Origin of the sequence: Pseudomonas sp. ES3-33 (assembly GCF_000952175.1) — a bacterium.
In the GTDB taxonomy this organism is placed as follows: Bacteria; Pseudomonadota; Gammaproteobacteria; order Pseudomonadales; family Pseudomonadaceae; genus Aquipseudomonas; species Aquipseudomonas gregormendelii.
The window spans coordinates 54,027-74,603 of the sequence record NZ_JZRI01000154.1 but is presented as its reverse complement, the minus strand read 5'-3'; the positions used below and the strand labels follow the sequence as shown (position 1 = coordinate 74,603).

18 protein-coding genes are annotated in these 20,577 nt (G+C 58.4%); 3 read left to right on the top strand and 15 right to left on the bottom strand.

Going from position 1 to position 20,577, the window contains the following annotated elements:
* Nucleotides 1-52: 52 nt before the first annotated feature.
* The 5 genes from nuoF to UB23_RS26540 all read right to left on the bottom strand — a co-directional run bounded on the left by nuoF (nucleotide 53) and on the right by UB23_RS26540 (nucleotide 4,860).
* Nucleotides 53-1,408, bottom strand: coding sequence for an NADH-quinone oxidoreductase subunit NuoF (gene nuoF, locus UB23_RS26560; protein WP_045062301.1), 1,356 nt, complete (start codon nucleotides 1,406-1,408; stop codon nucleotides 53-55).
* On the bottom strand, nucleotides 1,405-1,902 hold the full coding sequence (nuoE, locus tag UB23_RS26555) for an NADH-quinone oxidoreductase subunit NuoE (RefSeq protein ID WP_007970445.1): 498 nt from the start codon (nucleotides 1,900-1,902) through the stop codon (nucleotides 1,405-1,407). The genes nuoF and nuoE overlap by 4 nt, the downstream gene beginning before the upstream one ends.
* A gap of 2 nt (nucleotides 1,903-1,904) precedes the next feature.
* Entirely contained in the window at nucleotides 1,905-3,689 is a 1,785-nt protein-coding gene (gene nuoC, locus UB23_RS26550; protein ID WP_045062298.1) for an NADH-quinone oxidoreductase subunit C/D, read from the bottom strand.
* A 72-nt stretch (nucleotides 3,690-3,761) separates the two neighbouring features.
* Nucleotides 3,762-4,436, bottom strand: coding sequence for a NuoB/complex I 20 kDa subunit family protein (locus UB23_RS26545; protein WP_008146035.1), 675 nt, complete (start codon nucleotides 4,434-4,436; stop codon nucleotides 3,762-3,764).
* A 10-nt stretch (nucleotides 4,437-4,446) separates the two neighbouring features.
* Nucleotides 4,447-4,860, bottom strand: a complete 414-nt coding sequence (locus UB23_RS26540; protein ID WP_003223812.1) for an NADH-quinone oxidoreductase subunit A — start codon at nucleotides 4,858-4,860, stop codon at nucleotides 4,447-4,449.
* A 559-nt stretch (nucleotides 4,861-5,419) separates the two neighbouring features.
* Between UB23_RS26540 and UB23_RS26535 the strand changes: the two genes are divergently transcribed.
* Entirely contained in the window at nucleotides 5,420-7,042 is a 1,623-nt protein-coding gene (locus UB23_RS26535; protein WP_045062293.1) for a metallophosphoesterase, read from the top strand.
* A gap of 169 nt (nucleotides 7,043-7,211) precedes the next feature.
* On the opposite strand, the gene aceA is transcribed toward UB23_RS26535, so the two are convergent.
* From aceA to UB23_RS26490, 9 genes are all read right to left on the bottom strand, one after another.
* Nucleotides 7,212-8,537 carry an isocitrate lyase gene (gene aceA / locus UB23_RS26530; protein WP_045062291.1) on the bottom strand — a complete coding sequence of 442 codons (1,326 nt, stop codon included), beginning with the start codon at nucleotides 8,535-8,537 and terminating at the stop codon, nucleotides 7,212-7,214.
* A 475-nt stretch (nucleotides 8,538-9,012) separates the two neighbouring features.
* Nucleotides 9,013-9,774 carry a secretin N-terminal domain-containing protein gene (locus UB23_RS26525; RefSeq protein ID WP_045062289.1) on the bottom strand — a complete coding sequence of 254 codons (762 nt, stop codon included), beginning with the start codon at nucleotides 9,772-9,774 and terminating at the stop codon, nucleotides 9,013-9,015.
* Between the two features lie 259 nt (nucleotides 9,775-10,033).
* On the bottom strand, nucleotides 10,034-10,456 hold the full coding sequence (locus UB23_RS26520) for a GNAT family N-acetyltransferase (RefSeq protein WP_045062288.1): 423 nt from the start codon (nucleotides 10,454-10,456) through the stop codon (nucleotides 10,034-10,036).
* Nucleotides 10,449-11,618 carry a ribosomal protein uL16 3-hydroxylase gene (locus UB23_RS26515; protein ID WP_045062287.1) on the bottom strand — a complete coding sequence of 390 codons (1,170 nt, stop codon included), beginning with the start codon at nucleotides 11,616-11,618 and terminating at the stop codon, nucleotides 10,449-10,451. The genes UB23_RS26520 and UB23_RS26515 overlap by 8 nt, the downstream gene beginning before the upstream one ends.
* Before the next feature lie 86 nt (nucleotides 11,619-11,704).
* The gene (gene purB / locus UB23_RS26510) at nucleotides 11,705-13,075 is read right to left on the bottom strand and encodes an adenylosuccinate lyase (RefSeq protein ID WP_045062286.1); all 1,371 of its coding nucleotides are present in this window, start codon (nucleotides 13,073-13,075) and stop codon (nucleotides 11,705-11,707) included.
* Nucleotides 13,076-13,201: 126 nt separating this feature from the next.
* Nucleotides 13,202-13,825, bottom strand: a complete 624-nt coding sequence (gene hflD, locus UB23_RS26505; protein WP_045062285.1) for a high frequency lysogenization protein HflD — start codon at nucleotides 13,823-13,825, stop codon at nucleotides 13,202-13,204.
* Complete coding sequence (gene mnmA / locus UB23_RS26500) at nucleotides 13,822-14,967, bottom strand: tRNA 2-thiouridine(34) synthase MnmA (protein ID WP_045062284.1); 1,146 nt, start codon at nucleotides 14,965-14,967, stop codon at nucleotides 13,822-13,824. Before mnmA ends, hflD begins: the two co-directional genes overlap by 4 nt.
* Before the next feature lie 59 nt (nucleotides 14,968-15,026).
* A complete protein-coding gene (locus UB23_RS26495) occupies nucleotides 15,027-15,473 on the bottom strand; it encodes an NUDIX hydrolase (RefSeq protein WP_045062347.1) in 447 nt (148 codons plus the stop codon).
* A gap of 169 nt (nucleotides 15,474-15,642) precedes the next feature.
* A complete protein-coding gene (locus UB23_RS26490) occupies nucleotides 15,643-17,868 on the bottom strand; it encodes an NADP-dependent isocitrate dehydrogenase (protein WP_045062283.1) in 2,226 nt (741 codons plus the stop codon).
* Nucleotides 17,869-18,362: 494 nt separating this feature from the next.
* Between UB23_RS26490 and icd the strand changes: the two genes are divergently transcribed.
* Nucleotides 18,363-19,619, top strand: a complete 1,257-nt coding sequence (icd, locus tag UB23_RS26485) for an NADP-dependent isocitrate dehydrogenase (RefSeq protein WP_045062282.1) — start codon at nucleotides 18,363-18,365, stop codon at nucleotides 19,617-19,619.
* A gap of 81 nt (nucleotides 19,620-19,700) precedes the next feature.
* Here the strand turns inward: icd and cspD are convergent, their stop codons facing one another.
* Complete coding sequence (cspD, locus tag UB23_RS26480) at nucleotides 19,701-19,967, bottom strand: cold shock domain-containing protein CspD (protein WP_045062281.1); 267 nt, start codon at nucleotides 19,965-19,967, stop codon at nucleotides 19,701-19,703.
* A gap of 225 nt (nucleotides 19,968-20,192) precedes the next feature.
* Here cspD and clpS point away from each other — a divergent pair, with 225 nt between their 5' ends.
* Nucleotides 20,193-20,576: an ATP-dependent Clp protease adapter ClpS gene (gene clpS / locus UB23_RS26475; protein WP_045062280.1), complete on the top strand. Its 384-nt coding sequence runs from the start codon at nucleotides 20,193-20,195 to the stop codon at nucleotides 20,574-20,576.
* Nucleotide 20,577 lies beyond the last annotated feature (1 nt).

Below are 20,577 nucleotides of genomic sequence, written 5' to 3'. Positions count from 1 at the left end.
GGCGTCATCACACGAAAAGCTGCGGGCACGGGCCCTTCGCCTTTTTAAGCGTTTACGCGCCGATTACGATCGGCCGTGCCAGAGGCGGGACGACGGCGCTGACAGGCGCGATGCCGGCTTCGAACTCATGGCGGAAATATTTGATTGCGCTGCCCAACGGCTCCACGGCGCCCGGTGCGTGAGCACAGAAGGTCTTGCCCGGGCCGAGGAAACCGACCAGACCCAGCAGGGTCTCGATGTCGCCGGCTTGCCCTTCACCGTTCTCGATTGCGCGCAGCAGCTTGACGCTCCACGGCAAACCGTCACGGCACGGGGTGCAGAAGCCGCACGACTCACGGGAGAAGAACTCTTCCATGTTGCGCAGCAGGGACACCATGTTGACGCTGTCGTCCACCGCCATGGCCAGGCCGGTACCCATGCGGGTGCCCACTTTGGCGATGCCGCCGGCGTACATTTGTGCGTCCAGGTGTTCCGGCAACAGGAAACCGGTACCGGCGCCGCCCGGCTGCCAGGCTTTGAGCTTGAAGCCGTCGCGCATGCCACCGGCGTAGTCTTCGAACAACTCGCGACCGGTGACGCCGAACGGCAATTCCCACAGGCCCGGGTTCTTGACCTTGCCGGAGAAGCCCATGAGCTTGGTGCCCATGTCTTCACTGCCCGCGCGAGCCAACGATTTGTACCAGTCCACGCCGTCGCCGATGATCGCCGGCACGTTGCACAGGGTTTCAACGTTGTTCACGCAAGTCGGCTTGCCCCACACGCCCACGGCGGCAGGGAAGGGCGGCTTGGAGCGCGGGTTGGCGCGGCGGCCTTCGAGGGAGTTGATCAGTGCGGTTTCTTCACCGCAGATGTAACGCCCGGCACCGGTGTGGACGAACAGCTCGAAATCAAAACCCGAACCCAGGATGTTCTTGCCCAGAAGGCCTGCAGCCTTGGCTTCTTCCACGGCACGGTTGAGGTGCTTGGCGGCGGTTGTGTATTCGCCACGCAGGAAGATGTAGCCACGGTAGGTTTTCAGCGCGCGAGCACTGATCAGCATGCCTTCGATCAGCAGATGGGGCAGCTGCTCCATCAGCATGCGGTCTTTCCAGGTGTTCGGCTCCATTTCATCCGCGTTGCACAGCAGGTAGCGGATGTTGATGGATTCGTCTTTGGGCATCAGGCCCCACTTCACGCCCGTGGGGAAGCCTGCACCGCCGCGACCCTTCAGGCCGGCGTCTTTCACGGTCTGGACGATGTCGTCCTGGGCCATGTCGGCGAAGGCCTTGCGCGCAGCGGCATAACCGTTCTTGGCCTGGTACTCGTCGAGCCAGACGGCTTCGCCGTCGTCACGCAGGCGCCAGGTCAGCGGGTGAGTCTCGGCCGACCGCTTGATGCGGTTGGCAGGACCAAAGGAAGTCAGGGTCATACGTAGCCCTCGAGCAATTTGGCAACGCCTGCTGGCTGCACATCACCGAAAGTGTCGTCGTCGATCATCAACGCCGGAGCCTTGTCGCAGTTGCCGAGGCAGCAGACCGGCAGCAGGGTGAAACGACCGTCGGCGGTGGTCTGACCCAGGCCGATGCCGAGCTTGCTCTGGATTTCGCTGACCACAGACTCATGGCCGCCGATGTAGCAGACCATGCTGTCGCAGACGCGAATGATGTGGCGGCCCACCGGCTGACGGAAGATCTGGCTATAGAACGTCGCCACGCCTTCTACGTCGCTGGCCGGGATGCCGAGGATTTCGCCAATGGCGTACAGGGCGCCATCGGGCACCCAGCCACGTTCCTTCTGGACGATCTTCAGGGCTTCGATCGACGCCGCGCGCGGGTCTTCGTAGTGATGCAGCTCGTGCTCGATGGCCGAGCGCTCGGTTTCGCTCAGGGCGAAACGGTCTGTCTGGATAAGCGTGCTGTTCATGCTTAGCGGTCCACGTCGGCCATAACGAAATCGATACTACCCAGGTACGCAATCAAGTCCGCGACCATCTCGCCTTTGATCACCGAAGGGATCTGTTGCAAGTGCGGGAAGCTTGGGGTGCGAATCCGGGTGCGGTAGCTCATGGTGCCGCCATCGCTCGTCAGGTAATAACTGTTGATGCCCTTGGTCGCTTCGATCATCTGGAAGGATTCGTTGGCCGGCATGACCGGGCCCCACGAAACCTGCAGGAAGTGCGTGATCAGGGTCTCGATGTGCTGCAGGGTGCGCTCTTTCGGTGGCGGCGTGGTCAGCGGGTGATCCGCCTTGTACGGGCCTTCCGGCATGTTGCGCATGCACTGCTCGATGATCTTGATGCTCTGGCGCATTTCTTCGACGCGCACGATGCAACGGTCGTAGGCATCGCCATTGGCGGCCAGCGGCACTTCGAATTCGAAGTTCTCGTAGCCGGAGTACGGACGTGCTTTACGCAGGTCGAAGTCGCAACCGGTCGAACGCAGGCCTGCACCGGTGACGCCCCATTCAAAGGCTTCCTTGGTGTTGTAGGCTGCGACGCCGATGGTCCGGCCTTTGAGGATGCTGTTGTCCAGCGCGGCTTTCTGGTATTCGTCCAGACGCTTTGGCATCCATTCGACGAAGTCTTTCACCAGTTTTTCCCAGCCGCGTGGCAGGTCGTGAGCGACACCACCGATGCGGTACCAGGCCGGGTGCAGACGGAAACCGGTAATGGCTTCGATCACCGTGTACGCCTTCTGACGGTCGGTGAACGTGAAGAACACCGGGGTCATGGCGCCGACGTCCTGGATGTACGTGCCCAGGAACAGCAGGTGGCTGGTGATACGGAAGAACTCGGCCATCATGATGCGGATGACGTCGACCTTCTCGGGCACCTTGATGCCGGCCAGCTTCTCGACCGAGAGCACGTACGGCAGGTTGTTCATCACGCCGCCGAGGTAGTCGATACGGTCGGTGTAGGGGATGAAGCTGTGCCAGGACTGACGCTCGGCCATCTTCTCGGCACCACGGTGGTGGTAACCGACGTCCGGCACGCAGTCGACGATCTCTTCACCGTCCAGCTGCAGGATGATGCGGAAGGCACCGTGAGCAGAAGGGTGGTTCGGGCCGAGGTTGAGGAACATGTAGTCCTCGTTCGCACCTGAACGCTTCATGCCCCAGTCTTCAGGCTTGAAGCGCGCAGCTTCTTCCTCAAGCTGTTGCTTGGCCAGGGTCAGGGTGAACGGGTCGAACTCGGTGGCGCGCGCCGGGAAGTCCTTGCGCAGCGGGTGACCTTCCCAGGTCGGCGGCATCATGATGCGGGTCAGGTGCGGGTGGCCGGGGAAGTCGATGCCGAACATGTCCCAGACTTCGCGCTCGTACCAGTTGGCGTTCGGCCAGATGCCGGTGACGGTCGGTACGCTGAGGTCGCTCTCGGACAAGGCCACCTTGATCATCACGTCACTGTTACGTTCGATCGACATCAGGTGATAGAACACGGTGAAGTCGACGCCGCTTGGCAGCCCTTGACGCTTGGTGCGCAGACGCTCGTCCACGCCGTGCAGGTCATAGAGCATGACGTACGGCTTGGGCAGGTTGCGCAGGAAGCTGAGGACTTCGACAAGTTTGGCGCGGGCAACCCAAAGCACCGGCATGCCGGTGCGGGTCGGCTGGGCGGTGAACGCCTCGGGGCCAAAACGGTTGTTCAGTTCGACGACCACATCCTGGTCGTCTGCCTTGTAAGGCGGGATGTACAGAGCACTGCCTGTAGTCATGGTTATTTATCGCTTTCGGTCAACGTAAAGAATGAAGCCAGTGTCTCGTTCTATAAAAGAAGCAGATCTGGATCAGACTTCGTCGGGGCTGCGCAGGTTGGTGACTGCGATTCGCTGTTCGCGGCGCTGTTCCTTTTGCGAAGGCATCTCGGCGCGGTACACGCCTTGATCGCCAACGACCCAGGAAAGCGGACGACGCTCCTGTCCAATCGATTCCTGCAACAGCATCAAGCCTTGCAGAAACGCTTCAGGACGGGGCGGGCAGCCAGGCACGTAGACGTCCACGGGCAGGAACTTGTCCACCCCTTGAACGACGGAGTAGATGTCGTACATGCCACCGGAGTTGGCGCACGAACCCATGGAGATAACCCATTTAGGTTCGAGCATTTGCTCGTAGAGACGCTGAATGATCGGCGCCATCTTGATGAAGCAGGTACCGGCGATAACCATGAAATCCGCCTGGCGCGGCGATGCCCGGATAACCTCGGCGCCAAAGCGCGCGATGTCGTGGGGCGCCGTGAAGGCGGTGGTCATTTCCACGTAGCAGCACGAAAGACCGAAGTTATACGGCCACAGGGAGTTCTTGCGCCCCCAGTTGATCGTGCCGTTAAGCACGTCTTCGAGCTTGCCCATGAAGATGTTTTTGTGAACTTGATCTTCTAACGGATCGGAAACGGTTTCCCGCTCGCCAATCGGATACTGCTCGTTAGGAGCATCGGGGTCGATCCTGGTGAGATTGTATTGCATTGCCAAAGCCTCATTGTTTCAGCTTCGCCTGCCGCTTGCGCCGCGCTTCCGGAGCCCAGTCAAGGGCGCCCACTCGGAACAGGTAGACAAGACCTGCCAACAGAATTGCTATGAAAACGAGAGCTTCGACGAATCCGGTCCAGCCGCTTTCGCGGACGGACACAGACCAGGCAAAGAGAAAGAGGGCTTCGATATCGAAGATCACGAAGAGCATCGCGACCAGATAGAATTTGGCTGAGAGCCGCAAGCGGGCGCCACCTGTAGGTAGCATGCCCGACTCGAACGGTTCGTTTTTGCTGCGGCCCCAGGCTTTTGACCCAAGGAGGCTGGAGACGCCGAGCATGAAGGCGCAGAGGCCGACAACGCCCAGAAGGAAAATGGCAAAGCCCCAGTTGTGGGCCATGAGTCCTGTCGCTTCGGGCATGCTGGAAATCCTTAACAGAGAGCAAAGGTCTCTGAGCTTGAAAAAGAAACAACGCAGTGACGATATGTCGCAGCAATCAATCCCGCTGATTTTATGGCACAACACGGTGCAAGTAAAATTCAGATAGCGAAATTATTGATAGGAATAAGGACATAGCGTGCCTTAAAGGCCTCGCAGCCCATGCGTCGCGGGCATTAGGCGACTTTCAATCAATTATGTTTTACAGGTGATGCAATGAATTCAACAGCTTGTAAATGATAATCACTATTGTTTTCCGGCGGTTATACGATTTCCATGAGCGGTTTCTGTGTTCAAGGTGCCATTTTGGGCGGGTCCATTGACCTCTTCATGGTGCTGCTCTTTTTTTGTTGCCTGATCCTCCTTCTGGCTTCGATGAGAGCGAGGGAAAGCCCTTCCGTGGGGTGCCGGTGGCGCGTGTACTTATCAGGCGATAACAGTCTTGTGGTGTGGGGGGTTGTAGGAAATCTCGTACTATTCGTATGTTTTTGCTTTTACTGCAGCGGCATTCTGGGTTTTTTCAATCCAACGAAGACGTCCAGTGCTTATCACCTTGCAGCGAACTACCCTTTCCTTGTTGATTGCCAGTCAGTTGACGTTCGGCGTCATGAACGTGTCGGCGAACGAAAGCTCTGCCTTGGCACCGTCCACTGCCGAGCTCGTGCCGCCTTCTGCAGCGACGGCCCTGAGCGCCATCGCCGCTTCTGGCACTTATGAGCATCCTAAATTATGGGAAGAAGCCACAACGATCGGCGCCATTCACAAATACACATATGAGGGGAAAAACTTTTTCTTCGCGGCGAAATTCGATGGCAATGCGAGTGATCATAATTGGTTTTTCCCGACGGGGCCCTACAGTAACGATTACTGGCAGTTCAAAGGGGTTCATGCCGGCACCTATGCTGACCCCAAGGAACTAGATGAGATGACCTACATTGGGGCCATTCATAAGAGAGTTATCAATGGCGGTAATTTATACTTTTCGTCGAATCATATAGGCACTACGGGCGAGTTGTACTTTCCGACAGGCCCTTTCAGCAATGTTCAGTATGAGTTCAGAGGGACCCGTGCCGGTACCTACGCTGAGCCCAAAGACTGGCTCGAACAGACCTATGTCGGTGCGATACATCAATATTCCGAAGGTGACAGTTCTTATTTCATCTCGAAGATTGACGGCCTTCCGGAGGATGGTTATCGCGTTTATCCGACGGACAAAAAATCCAACGCTAACTGGACCTATGCAGGCACACCTTCTTACATAGTGATGACCTCGGACCCGCAGTATCCTTGGACCGATAAAAAGGAAGACGAGAAGGGTAACGAAAAGGAGCTTTCAGCAGCGTATATCCATGCACAGTATCGTGACGTTAACTCGTTCAGGAGCAGTCATCCCGCACTCGATATTCCAGTATATGTCAATGGTGATATCACAGCTTTCGGTCATGGGGACCAGCTAAGCTTTATGAAGAAAAGATTTAAAGAGTACTTCAATAACAAGGTCTATTTGGGGTTGGGTAATCACGACTATGAAAACAATGTTAACGACTGTGCTAATAATGGGTGTGCCAGAGACAGTGTTCTGACTTACCTGAGAATGACAAAAGATTTAATAGCGAGAGGCAATATTGATTATAGGTCCAGTACTGGCGCCGGAAAGTTCAGGGAAAGCTACGCTGGCAGTTTTGCCCATTCAGAGTGGCATAATAATTTACACGTAGTACAGGCCAATAATTATCCAGTCTATGCAACCAAATTTGAGACGGGGGTGTCACATGTTAATAAGAAACAATTTAACATTAACTCATCCTGGAATTTTATCGATAACAAGATGGCGTTCGCCAGCAACTGGGGCAAGGTCAATATCCTCGTTACCCATAAGCCTAATGGTTGGAAGAACTTTAGCGCCGCCGACGCCGAAGCGTTCAGGGCGATGATGAAAAAACATAAGGTGGCCGCTGTCTTTGCGGGTCACTTCCATGAGGACCACGGTATTTACGATAATGCTAATTACTTCGGCGATACTCCGGTGTTCCTCAGCGGTTCGGCGTCATACGAAACTTACCTGATTGTTGAAAGCCTTCCCGAACAGAAAAAATTGCGGGTCTTCTCGGTACGTAACAATAATCACAAAGCCAAGACGCTGCTCCGGGAAATCGATTACTAAGTCTGGCTCTGGCGCAGCCGTGCGCGTCTGTATTTGTGTGCGCAACGCTGCCATGGTTTGTTGAATTACGGGCAAAAAAACGCCCCGAGCAAGTCGGGGCGTCAGAGGTGCAGCGCTGCGGTTAGCTTTCCATTCGGCCCGCAGCGGCTGTTATTTCAGGCGAAGCAGATCAGTGGAACTGTTCTTCTTCGGTCGAGCCGGTCAGCGCGGTAACCGAAGACGAACCACCCTGGATTACGGTGGTCATGTCGTCGAAGTAGCCGGTGCCCACTTCCTGCTGGTGAGCCACAAAGGTGTAACCCTTGGCGGCGTCAGCGAACTCTTGCTCTTGCAGTTTCACGTAGGCAGTCATGTCGTTGCGGGCGTAGTCGTGCGCCAGGTTGAACATGCTGTGCCACATGTTGTGAATGCCGGCCAGGGTGATGAACTGGTGCTTGTAACCCATGGCGGACAGTTCACGCTGGAACTTGGCGATGGTCGCGTCGTCCAGGTTTTTCTTCCAGTTGAAGGAAGGCGAGCAGTTGTACGACAGCAGTTGGTCCGGGTATTCCTTTTTGATCGCTTCGGCGAAGCGGCGAGCCTCGTCCAGGTCCGGCTTGGCGGTTTCGCACCAGATCAGGTCGGCGTACGGCGCGTAAGCCAGGCCACGAGCGATGGCCTGGTCGAGGCCGGCGCGCACTTTGTAGAAGCCTTCCTGGGTACGTTCGCCAGTCACGAATGGCTGGTCGTACGGGTCGCAGTCGGAAGTCAGCAGGTCAGCGGCGTTCGCATCGGTACGGGCCAGGATGATGGTCGGTGTACCGGCCACGTCAGCAGCCAGACGAGCAGCGGTCAGCTTCTGTACGGCTTCCTGGGTAGGCACCAGTACCTTGCCGCCCATGTGGCCGCATTTTTTCACGGAAGCCAGCTGGTCTTCGAAGTGAACGCCGGCGGCGCCTGCTTCGATCATGCTCTTCATCAGCTCGTAAGCGTTCAGTACGCCACCGAAACCGGCTTCGGCGTCAGCTACGATTGGCGCGAAGTAGTCGATGTAGCCTTCGTCGCCCGGACCTTTGCCGGCTTTCCACTGAATCTGGTCAGCACGACGGAACGAGTTGTTGATGCGCTTGACCACGGTTGGAACCGAGTCCACCGGGTACAGCGACTGGTCAGGGTACATCGATTCGGCGGAGTTATTGTCCGCAGCCACTTGCCAGCCGGACAGGTAGATCGCCTGGATACCGGCCTTGACTTGTTGCACAGCCTGGCCGCCGGTCAAGGCGCCCATGCAGTTGACGAAATCTTTCTCGGGGCGGAAGGACGGCTTGGCACCCTGGGTCACCAGGTTCCACAGCTTCTCGGCGCCGAGTCTTGCAAAGGTGTGCTCAGGTTGAACCGAGCCACGCAGGCGGACGACGTCAGCAGCGGAGTAGGCGCGTGTCACACCTTTCCAGCGTGGGTTTTCAGCCCAGTCTTTTTCGAGGGCTGCAATTTGCTGTTCGCGTGTCAGTGCCATGGAGATAAACCTCGTCGCGTCTTTTACGGAAAGTTGTTCTGCGGTGGAAAATACGTGCGCTCGCAGACCAGAAGCTTAGGTGGTCAAGTCGGATTCGGCGGGATTGGCGACGGGATGAACGATGGGCTCGAGGGGAAGTGAGCAGGTAAGGGCGAACTGGCGAACGCATTCGGGCATCGTGGGCCCTGGTGCAGACTTCAGTGTGGAGCCGGGTTACCTAATTACGCTTCCGTCCCTCGGGACAACTTCGTTCCAGTCGGCAACCTCGTCAAACACACCTTGTGGGCGGTACAGACACGAAGCGGTTCGCGGGGTAGGTGCGAACATCGCTTCGAAGGCCCTTGCCAGGGCCCCTGATTAGCGGGAGCGAGGCCATCATGCCTTTGCTTTTTTCGATCGTCAAACGTTTTGTAGTGCTTTTTTTCAAGCACTACATCTTTGGTCTAATACGACTAATCAGTCAGTTTTCGGTGATTTAGTCCAAAGTATCGACTTTGACCCGCAGGGTCATGTCGTCCCGGCCTTGAGTCGAGTAGCTGCGGGTCAGGCCCTGTTTGTCGGCCTGGGTCTGGCGATTCACCCCGGCCAGGGTGATCCACTCGCCCAGGCGCCCCGTGACAGTTGTGTCGGTGCTTTGCACATTCACTACATCGGGACGTTCCTGGCTCATGCGGTCACGGTTGGTGCTGATATCCAGGTGAACGATATCACCGGTGACGCTGGCGGTGACGTAGAAACCCTGGGTGACGTTGCGGTATTCGGTCTGGCTGCGCAAATCGCCGTAGGAGTCGCTTTGACTGCTGGTCAGCGGCACGCTTTGGCCGACCTGGATCAGCGCAGGCGCACCTTCGCTGGCCTGGATCTGCTGGATGCCACCATCACGGCTGTCGGTGCTGCGGTTGATGATGCGAGTCTGGCTCGGCCTGGCGCCGTTTACCGAGTAGCCCTGGTCAGCCTGGGAGTTGTTTTCGCTGGTGTCGACGGTGATCAGCAGGCGCTTCGGCGCGGTATCCAGCTGGCTGATCAGTGCCTTAAGTTCGTCGATCTTGCGTTGATCGGCGTTGACAATCAGCTGGTTGCCATAGGCGCTCACCTGGCCGTCCTTGCCGATGAAGTCTTGTGCCATCGGCAGCATGTCGGCGCTGGTGTGGTAGTTCAGCGGCACAATCTCGGTGGCTGCGCTGAGCGAAAAACTGCAGCTCAGCAGCAGCGTGGTGAGCAGGGTGCGTAGGGACATGTCCGTTATCTCCGCCAAATAAACAAAGCCCGTAGGAGCTGCCGAAGGCTGCGATCTTTTGATCCTGCCTTTGATTGATATTGCCAGTTTGTCGGCCTCGATAGGAGCAAGTTGAATCGCAGACAGCAAAACGCCCCGGCATCCGAGGATGGCGGGGCGTTTTGTGGTGTTGCTTCAGAAAAGATCGCAGCCTTCGGCAGCTCCTACGGATGTTCGCACAACTCTTTAGGAGCTGCCGAAGGCTGCGATCTTTTGATCTTCAGGAATGCCGCACCATGTCCACATGCGGAATCCCGGCTTCCAGGAACTCCTCACTGACCAGGCTGAAACCCAGGCGCTCATAGAATGCCGTGGCCTGCACCTGCGCGCTGAGCATCTGCCGCTTCAGTCCACGTTCCTCGGCCTCGCCGATCACCGCCTGCATCAGCGCATCACCGACCTTCAAGCCGCGCCAGTCCTTGAGCACCGACACCCGGCCGACGTGACCGTCAGGCAGGAGGCGCGCAGTGCCAATCGGAAAGTCACCCTCGAAGGCCAGGAAATGCACCGCTGTCGCGTCATCCGCATCCCATTCCAGCTCGGGCGGTACGGATTGCTCGGCGATGAACACCGTCTCACGAATGCGCCGGATCTCGGCGTTGTCCTTCTGCCAGTCTGCGACACTTACGTGAATTTTATTCATCGGCAAACCCCAGGCTTCCTTGCTTGATCAGCTCGCACAGGAGGCCGCGACCGTCGTCATCGCCCAGCCATTCGCCGAGGTTATCGATGTGCAGCGCATCGGCGGCGCAGATCAGCTTCAACAGCTCGCGCAGCTTGCCCGGCAGATAACGGCTCTGGCCGCTGGCGAACAGCAGCAGGTCGTCATCGACTTCGGACCAGGCCAGGCGCGCGCTCGGGTTGCGAATCAGTACGGCGCCCTGTTCCAGGCTGGCAAGCAGGTCGTCTTCTTCGATCTCTTCCGGGCCGACCACCAGCTCCGGGTAGCGCGGCTCGGTCATGAACTGGCCAAACCAGGTCAGCAACAGGCGCTCGTCGCTCATGTGTTCGGCCAGCAGGCCTTTAAGGCGGCCGAGGGCGTCGTGCTGGATCTGGTGCGGATCGGCGACTGGCTGGGCATCGGCGTCGGTGTAGCGCTCTTCGTCCGACAGGAACTGGCTGAGGAAGTCGGTGAAGTGGGTCAGCACTTCAGCGGCGCTTGGCGCGCGAAAGCCGACCGAGTAGGTGAGGCAATCGTCGACGGCCACGCCGCAGTGGGCCAGGCGCGGCGGCAGGTAAAGCATGTCGCCCGGTTCCAGGACCCATTCATCGGTGGCTTCGAATTCAGCCAGGATGCGCAAGTCGGCGTGCTGCAGCAGCGGGCTTTCAGAGTCGCACATCTGGCCGATTTTCCAGTTGCGCTTGCCATGGCCTTGCAGCAGGAACACGTCGTAGTTGTCGAAGTGCGGACCGACGCTGCCGCCTGGTGCGGCGAAGCTGATCATCACGTCATCGACGCGCCAGCTTGGCAGAAAGCGGAAGTTTTCCAGCAGTTCAGCGACTTCCGGGACAAACTGGTCAACGGCTTGAACCAGCAGGGTCCAGTCCTGTTCCGGCAGTTTGCTGAATTCGTCTTCGGCGAATGGGCCGCGGCGCAATTCCCAAGGGCGCTCGCCGTTTTCGATCACCAGGCGCGACTCAACTTCTTCCTCCAGCGCCAGGCCGGCCAGTTCGTCGGCGTCGATCGGGCTTTCGAAATCTGGAATCGCCTGACGGATCAGCAGCGGTTTTTTCTGCCAGTAGTCGCGCATGAACTCGCGCGCCGTGATGCCGCCCAGGAGTTGAAGAGGAATATCAGGATTCATGTGTAACCTATTGAAAAAAAGTACTTTTCAGACGGGAATAAAAACGCCCGGCGCTGCCGGGCGTTTTAAACGGGTGCAGCGGTCGATCAGATGCGCCTGGCTTGCTCTACAGCGTTGCCGATGTAGTTCGCCGGGGTAAGCAGTTTCAGCTCGGCCTTGGCGGCGGCCGGCATGTCCAGGCCATCGATGAAAGTTTGCAGCGCTTCGGGGCTGATGCCCTTGCCGCGGGTCAATTCTTTCAACTTTTCGTACGGGTTTTCGATGTTGTAGCGACGCATGACGGTCTGAATCGGCTCGGCCAATACTTCCCAGCAAGCGTCCAGGTCGGCAGCGATCTTCTGGGCGTTGAGCTCCAGTTTGCTGATGCCTTTGAGGCTGGCTTCGTACGCGATGACGCTGTGGGCGAAGCCGACACCGAGGTTGCGCAGCACGGTGGAGTCGGTCAGGTCGCGCTGCCAGCGGGAGATCGGCAGCTTGCTCGCCAGGTGCTGGAACAGTGCGTTGGCGATACCCAGGTTGCCTTCGGAGTTTTCGAAGTCGATCGGGTTGACCTTGTGCGGCATGGTCGATGAACCGATTTCGCCCGCGATGGTGCGCTGCTTGAAGTAACCCAGGGAGATGTAGCCCCAGATGTCACGGTCGAAGTCGATCAGGATGGTATTGAAGCGCGCGATCGCGTCGAACAGCTCGGCGATGTAGTCGTGCGGTTCGATCTGCGTGGTGTACGGGTTGAAACCCAGGCCCAGCTCGTCTTCGATGAAGGCGCGGGCGTTTTCTTCCCAGTCGATCTCGGGGTAGGCCGACAGGTGGGCGTTGTAGTTGCCCACGGCGCCGTTGATCTTCCCCAGCAATGGCACGGCAGCGACCTGGGCGATCTGGCGCTCCAGGCGGTAAACCACGTTCGCCAGCTCTTTGCCCAGAGTGGTCGGCGAGGCCGGTTGACCGTGGGTGCGCGACAGCATTGGCACGTCAGCGAAACGGATCGCCAGTTCGCGGATGGCGTCGGCGGTCTGGCGCATCAGCGGCAGCATCACGTCATCACGGCCTTCGCGCAGCATCAGGGCGTGGGACAGGTTGTTGATGTCCTCGCTGGTGCAGGCAAAGTGGATGAATTCGCTGACGGCCGCCAGTTCAGGCAGCTTGGCCGCTTGCTCTTTGAGCAGGTATTCGATGGCCTTGACGTCGTGGTTGGTGGTGCGCTCGATCTCTTTGACGCGCTCGGCGTGCTCCAGAGAGAAGTTTTCCGCCAGGGTGTTCAAGACAGCGTTGGCTTCGGCGGAGAACGCCGGTACTTCGCTGATGGCAGAGTGAGCGGCCAGGCGCTGGAGCCAGCGCACTTCGACCAGGACGCGAGCACGGATCAGGCCGTATTCGCTGAAAATAGGGCGCAGGGCCTGGGTTTTGCCGGCGTAGCGGCCGTCAACAGGGGAAACCGCAGTGAGCGAAGAAAGCTGCATGGGGTGTTCTCGGACAGTCGGGCAACGAAATGGGGCGCGTATCATACATGAAAAAATCCGCCGGTCCGTTGCCAACTGACCGGCGTATTACGCGTTACAGATCAAAATCGGTGTTGCGAGCGCTGTTCAGCTACTGCGCATCAGCGGGTAAAGCTCTTTGAGCAATTTGCGCCGGCTGATCACCAGCTGCCAGCGATGACCGCCCAACTGGCGCCACAGGCGCGCCGAACGAATTCCGGCCAGCAGCAGGGCACGGATCTTCGAAGCGTTGCTTGGCTGCTGCAGGTTGCGCATGTCGCCGTGCACCTGAATGCGCTGGCGCAAGGTGCTCAAGGTGTCCTGGTACAACGCGCCACAGGCGGCGATCACGTTTTCGTGGGCCGGGCCGAAGTGCTCGACCTGGGACTGGATCTGCGGCAGGCGCTTGCCAATCACGTCCATCAAGTCTTCGCGCTTGGCCAGCTGACGCTCCAGGCCGAGCATGGCCAGCGCGTAGCGCAGCGGTTCGCGCTGCAGTGTGCTGGGATCGCGTTCCAGGGCGCCGATCAGGGCGCGATAGCCCTCGCGAAGGTTGATGTCGTCTCCGCCGTACACTTCCAGCGTGTCCTTGGGATCACGAATCAGCAGGCTGCCCAGCATGCAGGTCAGGCCCGCTTCGGTGGTCTGGCCGGTCTTGGCGATCTTGTCCACCAGGACCGCGGCGAGGAATACCCCACCCAGCGCTGTCAGTTGCTCCTGGGTCGGGCTCATTGGACTTGGCCCTTGCTCGCGTTCTTGCTCGTCCAGGGCTCGGCTATTTCGATCACGCCGCCACCCAGGCAGATCTCACCGTCGTAGAACACCACGGACTGGCCCGGGGTGACCGCCCGTTGCGGGTCATCGAAGGTGGCGCGATAGCCGGTAGCGGTTTTTTCCAGCGTGCACGGCTGGTCGCCCTGGCGGTAACGCACCTTGGCGGTCAACTTGAGTGGCTCGCTGAGGTCGATGGGGTTGACCCAATAGATGTCCGAGGCGAGCAGGGCGCGGGAGAACAGGTATGGATGGTCATTGCCCTGGCCGACGATCAGCTCGTTATGCTCCAGGTCCTTGATCAGCACGTACCACGGCTCGTCACCGGCGTCCTTGAGGCCGCCGATGCCCAGGCCCTGGCGTTGGCCGATGGTGTGGTACATCAAGCCGTGGTGGCGCCCGATGACTTCACCTTCGGTGGTCTTGATCTCGCCGGGTTGTGCCGGCAGGTACTGCTTGAGGAAGTCGCTGAAGCGGCGCTCGCCGATAAAGCAGATCCCGGTGGAGTCTTTTTTCTTCGCGGTGGCCAGGTCGTGCTTCTCGGCGATTGCGCGCACTTCGGGTTTTTCCAGCTCGCCCACCGGGAACAGGGTCTTGGCGATCTGTTCTCCGCCCACGGCGTGCAGGAAGTAACTCTGGTCCTTGTTCGGGTCCAGGCCCTTGAGCAGCTCGGTGCGTCCATCGATGTCGCGGCGGCGCACGTAGTGACCGGTGGCAATCAGGTCGGCGCCGAGCATCATCGCGTAGTCGAGGAAGGCTTTGAATTTGATCTCGCGGTTGCACAGGATGTCCGGGTTCGGCGTGCGTCCGGCCTTGTATTCGGCCAGGAAGTGCTCGAACACGTTGTCCCAGTACTCGGCGGCGAAGTTGGCGGTGTGCAGCTTGATGCCAATCTTGTCGCACACAGCCTGGGCGTCTGCGAGGTCGTCCATCGCGGTGCAGTATTCCGTTCCATCGTCTTCTTCCCAGTTCTTCATGAACAGGCCTTCCACCTCGTAACCCTGCTCGATCAGCAGGAGAGCGGAAACGGAAGAGTCCACGCCGCCGGACATGCCGACAATGACGCGCTTCTTTTGTATGTCAGAAGGGGCTGGATCACGCATAGGGATTCAATGAGTGTCTTGAAAAAGGACGCGATTCTAGCAGGCCCAAGGCCACAAGGCTAAAGAGAAGGACGGATCAATTCCAGGTCGAAGCGCTGACCGCCCAGATAGTCGTCGATGCAGCGGATGATCAGTTCGCTGCGCCAGTTGTCGCGCTGTCCGATTAATTCCTCGCGGGTCAACCACTTGGCGCCGATGATGCCGTCGTCCAGTTGATACTCGGGGTGGTGTTTCAGCGGCTTGGCGATGAAGCAGACTCGCTGGTAGGTCACGCCGTTGCTCGGGGCGGTGTACAGATAAATGCCCAATACCCCCGTGGGTTCGACGTCCCAGCCGGTTTCCTCGAGGGTTTCACGGATGGCAGCTTCGGTCAGGGTTTCATTCGGGTCGAGGTGACCGGCGGGCTGGTTGAGTACCGCTCGTCCGCCTTTGAGTTCTTCGACCATGAGGAAACGACCGTTGTCTTCGACGATGGTGGCGACGGTGATGTGGGGTTTCCAGTCCATGCTTTGTCCTCTGGTGGTTTTCGGCTTGATCATGCCAATCAAAAGATCGCAGCCTTCGGCAGCTCCTACACGGATCGGCGTAGGAGCTGCCGAAGGCTGCGATCTTTTGATCTATGGTGCAAACAAAAACCCCGGCACAAGGCCGGGGCTTCTTTGCATCCTTACAACCTTACACCAGCGCAGCAATCGCCGCGTTGAAGGTGTTGCTCGGGCGCATGGCCTTGCTGATCAGCTCGGCATCAGCGTGGTAGTAACCACCGATGTCCACTGGCTGGCCCTGTACGGCGTTGAGCTCGGCAACGATGGTTGCCTCGTTCTCGGTCAGGGTCTTGGCCAGCTGGCCGAATTGCGCCTGCAGTGCTGCATCTTCAGTCTGGGCCGCCAGGGCTTGTGCCCAGTACAGCGCCAGGTAGAAGTGGCTGCCGCGGTTGTCGATGTTGCCGACTTTGCGCGATGGCGACTTGTTGTTGTCGAGGAACTGGCCAGTGGCCTGATCCAGGGTCTTGGCCAGCACCAGGGCTTTCGGGTTGTTGTAAGTAACACCCAAATGCTCCAGGGAAGCGGCCAGGGCCAGGAACTCGCCCAGGGAATCCCAGCGCAGGAAGTTCTCTTCCAGCAACTGCTGAACGTGCTTCGGTGCCGAACCGCCAGCGCCGGTTTCGAACAGGCCGCCGCCATTCATCAGCGGTACGATCGACAGCATCTTGGCGCTGGTGCCCAGTTCCATGATCGGGAACAGGTCGGTCAGGTAGTCGCGCAGTACGTTACCGGTCACCGAGATGGTGTCCTTGCCTGCACGGGTACGCTCCAGGGTGAACTTCATGGCGTCGACTGGCGCCATGATCTGGATGTCCAGGCCGGACGTGTCGTGATCCTTCAGGTAAGCCTGAACTTTCTCGATCACCACGCCATCGTGGGCGCGCATCGGGTCCAGCCAGAAGATCGCTGGCGTGCTGCTGGCGCGGGCACGGTTGACGGCCAGTTTGACCCAGTCCTGGATCGGCGCGTCTTTGGTCTGGCACATGCGGAAGATGTCGCCGGCTTCAACCGCTTGCTCCAGCAGCAGGCTGCCTTTGCTGTCTGTAACGCGAACCACGCCGCTGGCCTTGACCTGGAAAGTCTTGTCGTGCGAGCCGTACTCTTCGGCTTTTTTCGCCATCAGGCCCACGTTTGGCACGCTGCCCATGGTGGTCGGATCGAAGGCGCCGTTTACCTTGCAGTCTTCGATGACGGCCTGGTAGATGGTCGCGTAGCAACGATCCGGAATCACTGCCTTGGTGTCGTGCAACTGGCCATCAGTGCCCCACATCTTGCCGGAGTCACGGATCATCGCCGGCATCGAGGCGTCGACGATGACGTCGCTCGGCACGTGCAGGTTGGTGATGCCTTTGTCGGAGTTGACCATCGCCAGCGACGGACGAACGGCGTAGATCGCCTGAATGTCCGCTTCGATCGCAGCTTGCTGATCGCTAGGCAAAGCCTTGATGCGAGCGTACAGGTCACCGATGCCGTTGTTCAGGTTGAAGCCGATCTGTGCCAACACGTCGGCGTGCTTGGCCAGTGCGTCTTTATAGAACTCGGCAACGATCTGGCCGAACATGATCGGGTCGGAGACCTTCATCATGGTGGCTTTGAGGTGAACCGACAGCAGCACGCCTTTGGCTTTGGCGTCTTCGATCTCGGCAGCAATGAAGCTGCGCAGGGCGTTCTTGCTCATGACCGCGCAATCGAGGATCTCACCGGCTTGTACGGTGGTTTTTTCCTTCAGGACGGTGGTGGTGCCGTCTTGAGCGATCAATTCGATTTTGACGGCGTCAGCGGCGTCGATCAGGGCAGCTTTTTCGCTGCCGTAGAAATCACCGGTGCTCATGTGGGCTACGTGGGACTTGGAGTCCGCAGCCCAGGCGCCCATTTTGTGCGGGTGCTTGCGCGCGTAGTTCTTGACTGACAGCGGTGCACGACGATCGGAGTTGCCTTCGCGCAGAACCGGGTTCACGGCGCTGCCCTTGATCTTGTCGTAACGCGACTTGGCGAGCTTGTCGGCGTCGCTGGTCACGGTTTCCGGGTAGTCCGGCAGTGCGAAGCCCTGGGCTTGCAGCTCTTTGATCGCGGCTTGCAGTTGCGGAACGGAAGCACTGATGTTCGGCAGCTTGATGATGTTGGCTTCAGGCGTAACGGCCAGGTCGCCCAGTTCGGCGAGGTGGTCGGCTACGGCTTTGTCACCCAATTGCTCGGGGAAGCTGGCCAGAATGCGCCCTGCAAGAGAGATATCGCGGGTTTCCACGGCGATATCAGCGGAGGCAGTGAAAGCCTCTACGATAGGCAACAGTGAATAGGTGGCGAGGGCGGGAGCTTCGTCGGTGAAGGTATAGATGATCTTCGAGCGGGTGGGCATATTCGGATTAACTCTCTCTTCTTTGCTAAAGCGTGCGCAGAAACTCGAGGGGCGCCGGGTAAGCGCGTTCGTTCAAAGTCGTCCATGAGCCGAATGTCGAGGTTTGTGCGCGGTGATGTTGGGTGCATCAGTCGAGCGGCAAGCGGGTGGACTGCTGTAGCGGTCCTGCTTTTTCGGGCCGAAGCTCTCGCAATAGAGGGGTCGGCCGTCGTGACTCTGTGGTCAGCGGGCGGCATTATACATAGGTAGCTGGCAATCTGCCGATGGTTCATACACAACGTGTGTCGTCCATTGGTCTAAAGGTCGCAGGGGGGTGGGGGGCGTAGAGTCTTGCACCGTGCTTGAGTTTGGCGCTTTTCCCTTTGCATTCAGGCTTGTAGAACCCCAGCCGCACAGGTTTGCGGCAGATGGGTGGAACATGGGGTTTGCGCGCTGAATTAACTGGGGTACGCTCGAACCAAGCCAGATGTTCAATCCAAACAATGGAGTTCAGCATGGGATACAAGAAGATTCAGGTTCCGGCAGTCGGCGACAAAATCACCGTCAACGCGGACCATTCTCTCAATGTTCCTAACAACCCGATCATCCCCTTCATCGAAGGCGATGGTATCGGCGTTGATATCAGCCCGGTCATGATCAAGGTTGTCGATGCTGCTGTTAAGAAGGCTTACGGCGGCGATCGCAAAATTTCCTGGATGGAAGTCTACGCCGGGGAGAAAGCGACTCAGGTTTACGATCAGGACACCTGGCTACCTCAGGAAACCCTGGACGCAGTCAAGGATTACGTGGTTTCCATCAAGGGCCCCCTGACCACGCCGGTCGGCGGCGGCATTCGTTCGCTGAACGTGGCCCTGCGCCAGCAGCTGGACCTTTATGTGTGCCTGCGCCCGGTGCGCTGGTTCGAAGGCGTGCCTAGCCCCGTCAAGAAGCCAGGCGACGTCGACATGACGATCTTCCGCGAGAACTCCGAGGACATCTACGCCGGTATCGAGTGGAAAGCCGGTTCGCCGGAAGCGACCAAGGTCATCAAGTTCCTGAAAGAGGAAATGGGTGTCACCAAGATCCGTTTCGACGAAAACTGCGGTATCGGCATCAAGCCAGTCTCGCTGCAGGGCACCAAGCGCCTGGCGCGCAAGGCGCTGCAGTACGTGGTCGACAACGATCGCGACTCGCTGACCATCGTGCACAAAGGCAACATCATGAAGTTCACCGAAGGTGCCTTCAAGGAATGGGCTTACGAAGTGGCGGCTGAAGAGTTCGGCGCGACCCTGCTCGACGGCGGCCCATGGATGCAGTTCAAGAACCCGAAAACCGGCAAGAACGTCATCGTCAAGGATGCCATCGCCGACGCCATGCTCCAGCAGATCCTGCTGCGCCCGGCCGAATACGATGTGATTGCGACCCTGAACCTGAACGGTGACTACCTCTCCGACGCCCTGGCGGCCGAAGTGGGCGGCATCGGTATCGCGCCGGGTGCCAACCTGTCCGACACCATTGCCATGTTCGAAGCCACCCACGGTACTGCGCCGAAATACGCCGGCAAGGACCAGGTCAACCCGGGTTCGCTGATCCTGTCTGCAGAGATGATGCTGCGCCACATGGGCTGGACCGAAGCGGCCGACTTGATCATCAAGGGCACCAATGGCGCGATTTCCGCCAAGACCGTGACCTATGACTTCGAGCGTCTGATGGACGGCGCCACGCTGTTGTCGTCCTCGGCGTTCGGCGATGCGCTGATTTCGCACATGTAAGAAGCAACTCGTAACGAAAAACCGCCCCGCTCAAATCATGAGTTGGGCGGTTTTTTTATAACAGAAGGGTGGGTGCAAAAATCATGCAATAACGGTTTGTTGCTCGCTCGCTGCGACAACTTTCGCGCTATCCTCAGGCGCGCCGATGCTCACGGCGTGCAGGCCCTTGGGGCCCTGGATAATCTCGAACACCACAGCCTGGCCGGCCTTCAGGGTCTTGTACCCCTCCATCTGGATGGCCGAATAGTGGGCGAACAGGTCTTCGCTCTTGCCGTCTTCATTGATGAAGCCGTATCCCTTGGCGTTGTTGAACCATTTCACCTTGCCACTGACCTTGACACCTGACATACCCATATCCCTCTGCAACTGACTCCATCACTGGAGTATCATCCAGATAATCCGCAGTCGAATCTCATAAATAAGATTGACTCCGCGGACCTTTTTTACCCACTGTGGGCTCTATTGGTTGTAACACCGTTTTGCCGATAGTCAAGGTGACCGGGCAGTCGCAGTTGAAATCGTCCATAGCCGCCCCCACCACTGTATTCGCACAACTGACGAACCTTTCTTTCCATGCATGCAATCAGCCAGATTCGACTAACATTCAATCAGGATCATCCGGTTCTCCAGCAAGACAGTCCGGGGACCCACGACGACGATTCCGCAGGCATTGCTGTTCAGGAGGCAAAGCCTGCTTTACAGGCGCCACCGATGTACAAGGTGGTTTTGTTCAATGATGACTACACACCGATGGATTTCGTCGTCGAAGTGCTCGAGGTGTTTTTTAACCTGAATCGGGAGCTGGCGACCAAGGTCATGTTGGCCGTCCATACAGAAGGACGGGCAGTATGTGGAGTGTTTACCCGCGACATCGCCGAGACCAAGGCCATGCAGGTCAACCAGTACGCCAGGGAAAGCCAGCATCCGCTACTCTGTGAAATCGAGAAGGACGGTTAAT